This is a genomic window from uncultured Wocania sp., from assembly GCF_964021735.1.
In the GTDB taxonomy this organism is placed as follows: domain Bacteria; phylum Bacteroidota; class Bacteroidia; order Flavobacteriales; family Flavobacteriaceae; genus Wocania_A.
This window is the reverse complement of record NZ_CAXIBN010000250.1, coordinates 1-3,315: the sequence shown is the minus strand read 5'-3', so window position 1 is coordinate 3,315 and position 3,315 is coordinate 1. Positions and strand designations below refer to the sequence as shown.

Sequence of the window (3,315 nt, the reverse complement as noted above, 5' to 3'; positions counted from 1 at the left end):
CTTATAAAGGCTTATAGTACAAATAATTAATACTTCCTCAAATTAAAAACAGACTAGTCTCTAAAAAACTTAAATTACTTTCTTAAGTCTTTAATAATTCTAAGTGCTGCTCTAGTATCCGATTCAATCTTTGCTAAATTATAAACTCCATCTGCATTCTTTGAAATAAGTTTAGAACCCATACCCACACAAGTTACACCAGCATCAAACCATTCTTTTAAGTTTTCATATGTTGGAGACACTCCTCCTGTTGGCATGATACTAGTCCATGGCTGTGGTCCTTTAATCCCTTTTACAAACTGTGGTCCGTAAATATCACCTGGAAATAATTTTACTATTTCGCACCCTAGTTCTTCTGCTCTAGCAATTTCTGTTAACGTACCACAGCCTGGAGACCATAATACTTTTCGCCTATTGCACACTATGGCTATATCTTCTCTTAAAACAGGTGTAACTATAAAGTTAGCACCCAACGCCATATATAATGAAGCAGCTGCAGCATCTGTAACTGAGCCAACCCCCATAATCATTCCGGGCAACTCTTTAATAGCGTATTTTGTTAATTCTCCAAAAACTTCATGAGCAAAATCGCCTCTTGCTGTAAACTCCATTAATCGTGCTCCTCCATCATAACAAGCTTTTAATACTTGTTTGCTTAATTCAATATCATTATTAAAAAACAAAGGAATCATCCCAGTTTCTTTCATAACATTCGCAACTTCTATTCGTGTAAATTGTGCCATTTTAAATGTGATTTGTTTAATCGTGTATTTGTTTATCTATTAAATTGAATAAAACAACTGAACAGATAAACAAATAAACACTTATATTATCTTGCTACTCGACCAGAGCCATCGCCTCCCATTAATTTTTCTACCTCAGAAACTGTTACTAAGTTTGCATCACCTTTTATAGTATGTTTTAAACAAGAAGCTGCAACCGCAAAATCTAATGCATGTTGATCGTCTTCAGGGTATTTTAACAAACCGTAAATTAATCCGCCCATAAAAGAATCGCCTCCTCCAACGCGATCAACAATATCTGTAATTTGGTACTGACGGGTTTCGTACATCTTTTTCCCATCATACAAAACACCTGCCCAAGTATTATGAGATGCAGAAATTGAGCCTCTTAAAGTAGTAATTACTTTTTTAGCTCTTGGAAATTTTTCCATCATTTGCTTACAAACAGATAAAAACGCTTCTGCCTTTACATCGTGACCGTGCTTATGTACATCTAATCCTTCTGGATGAATACCAAAATGTTTCTCTGCATCTTCTTCATTACCTAGTATAACATCACAATATGAGGTTAATTCACTCATAATATTTTCTCTATGCTTATCATTACAGTAGGTCCAAAGTTTAGCTCTGTAGTTTAAATCGGTAGAAATTGTAACACCCATTTCGCTTGCAACTTTTACGGCCTCTAAGCATACATCTGCTGCGCCTTGAGATATGGCTGGTGTAATACCCGTCCAATGAAACCAAGCCACATCTTTAAAAACAGATTTCCAATCTATCATACCTAGTTCAATTTCAGAAATTGCAGAATGTGCTCTATCGTAAACTACTTTACTTCCTCTACTAACCGCACCAGTTTCTAAAAAATAGATACCTAAACGCTCTCCTCCATAAATAATCTTATCTACACCTACACCTCGTTTACGCATTTCCATCATAGCGCATTCGCCAATATCATTTTTTGGTAAGCGTGTTACAAAATCTACTGGAATGCCGTAATTAGCTAGTGATACTGCTACATTAGACTCCCCACCTCCATATACAACATCAAAACTTGATGCCTGCGAAAATCTTAAAAATCCTTGAGGTGCTAGTCTTAGCATAATTTCTCCAAAAGTGACTACTTTTTTCATTATTAATATTAGTTAATTAGTGATATTATTTTGTTTGCTTAAACGTTTAAGCAAATCATTTAAAAATAAATCAAAACCATACTTGTTTTGATTTATTATTTATAAAACATTATTTTTGCTTAAACGTTTAAGCAAAAATATAAAACTTAGGTGAATAAAAAAAAAGCAACTATAAAAGATATTGCAAATGAGCTAAATATTTCATCTGCAGCAGTTTCTAAAGCTCTGCATGATGATTCTAGAATTAGTAAAAAAACTAAAGATGCTGTTAAACGTGTTGCCAAAGCATTAAACTATCAACCCAATCATTTGGCTAGTGCTTTAAGAAAAGGAAAAAGTAATTTGGTAGGTGTTATTGTTCCCAGAACCAATAGCAACTTCTTCTCTTCTGTTATAGAACAAATGGAAGATGTACTTAACAAAGCTGGGTACAATATTATTATAACACAATCTAATGAGTCTTTTAAAAAAGAGTGTAAAAATATTGACACGCTTCTGTTTACTCAAGTTGATGGCATTATTGCTTCTATGGCAAACGAAACTGTTGACTTGTCGTATTTTGAAAAGATAAAATCGAAAGGTATTCCACTTATACTATTCGACCGTGGAGAGAATGACTTAAATGTAGATTATATTGGAATTAACGATTATGATAGCAGCCATATGATTGTAGAGCATTTAATTTCTAAAGGTTGCAAAAGAATAGCTCACATTGGTGGTTACAGGCGAACCCGAATTTTTAATAACCGCATAAGAGGGTATATTGATGCTATTAATAAGAATAATTTGCCCTTAGATAAAAACTTAGTTATTGAAAGCGCATTAACGCTTGAGGATGGCAGACGCGAAATGGGAAATCTACTAAAACTAAATAACAAACCTGATGCTGTTTATGTAGCTGGAGATTATGCTGCTCTTGGTGCACTTCAAGTTTTAGATGAAAATAATATAAATGTTCCGAACCAAATACGTTTAGTTGGTTTTGGCAATGAACCCTTTACATCTTTAGTCTCTCCAACAATTACTAGTGTTAATCAACATAGTAAAGCCATTGGTCGACTTACTGCCGAAACCTTTTTAAAACGAGTTGCAAATCCAGAAGTAAAGCAAAGCTTAAATAAAATAATTCTTGATGCCGAATTAATTGTTAGAGATTCTTCAGAATAACTATTAAACCTAAAGGTTGTTTATCTTAAATTTTAAACAAAAAAAAGCCTCTACAAGAAATCTCTTGTAAAGGCTTAGTACTGAAGACGGGACTTGAACCCGTACGTCCTAATGGACATTGGATTTTAAGTCCAACGTGTCTACCAATTCCACCACTTCAGCATTGGTATATTTAAGAAAGTTTCAGAGCGAAAGACGGGATTTGAACCCGCGACCTCCACCTTGGCAAGGTGATGCTCTACCCCTGAGCTACTTTCGCAGTCTTTTAATGA

General features: G+C 34.4%; 3 protein-coding genes and 2 tRNA genes. 1 reads left to right on the top strand and 4 read right to left on the bottom strand.

Translation table 11 applies throughout. The annotated features are described in order from the left end of the window. Positions 1-74: 74 nt before the first annotated feature. Together AADI82_RS14525 and AADI82_RS14520 are read right to left on the bottom strand one after the other, a co-directional pair. Complete coding sequence (locus tag AADI82_RS14525; protein ID WP_341217136.1) at positions 75-743, bottom strand: bifunctional 4-hydroxy-2-oxoglutarate aldolase/2-dehydro-3-deoxy-phosphogluconate aldolase; 669 nt, start codon at positions 741-743, stop codon at positions 75-77. 86 nt (positions 744-829) lie between these two features. Further along, on the bottom strand, positions 830-1,876 hold the full coding sequence (locus AADI82_RS14520) for a sugar kinase (protein ID WP_341217135.1): 1,047 nt from the start codon (positions 1,874-1,876) through the stop codon (positions 830-832). 150 nt (positions 1,877-2,026) lie between these two features. On the opposite strand from AADI82_RS14520, the gene AADI82_RS14515 reads away from it, so the two are divergent. Then, positions 2,027-3,043, top strand: coding sequence for a LacI family DNA-binding transcriptional regulator (locus tag AADI82_RS14515; RefSeq protein WP_341217134.1), 1,017 nt, complete (start codon positions 2,027-2,029; stop codon positions 3,041-3,043). Between the two features lie 78 nt (positions 3,044-3,121). On the opposite strand, the gene AADI82_RS14510 is transcribed toward AADI82_RS14515, so the two are convergent. Next, a tRNA-Leu gene (locus AADI82_RS14510) sits at positions 3,122-3,205 on the bottom strand. A 25-nt stretch (positions 3,206-3,230) separates the two neighbouring features. Further along, positions 3,231-3,302 (bottom strand) — tRNA-Gly (locus AADI82_RS14505). Between the last annotated feature and the right edge of the window lie 13 nt (positions 3,303-3,315).

Bases quoted from the DNA above. Each gene is read 5' to 3' on its own strand.
- AADI82_RS14525 (WP_341217136.1), bottom strand. From the start codon at position 743: ATGGCACAATTTACACGAATAGAAGTTGCGAATGTTATGAAAGAAACT.
- AADI82_RS14520 (WP_341217135.1), bottom strand. From the start codon at position 1,876: ATGAAAAAAGTAGTCACTTTTGGAGAAATTATGCTAAGACTAGCACCT.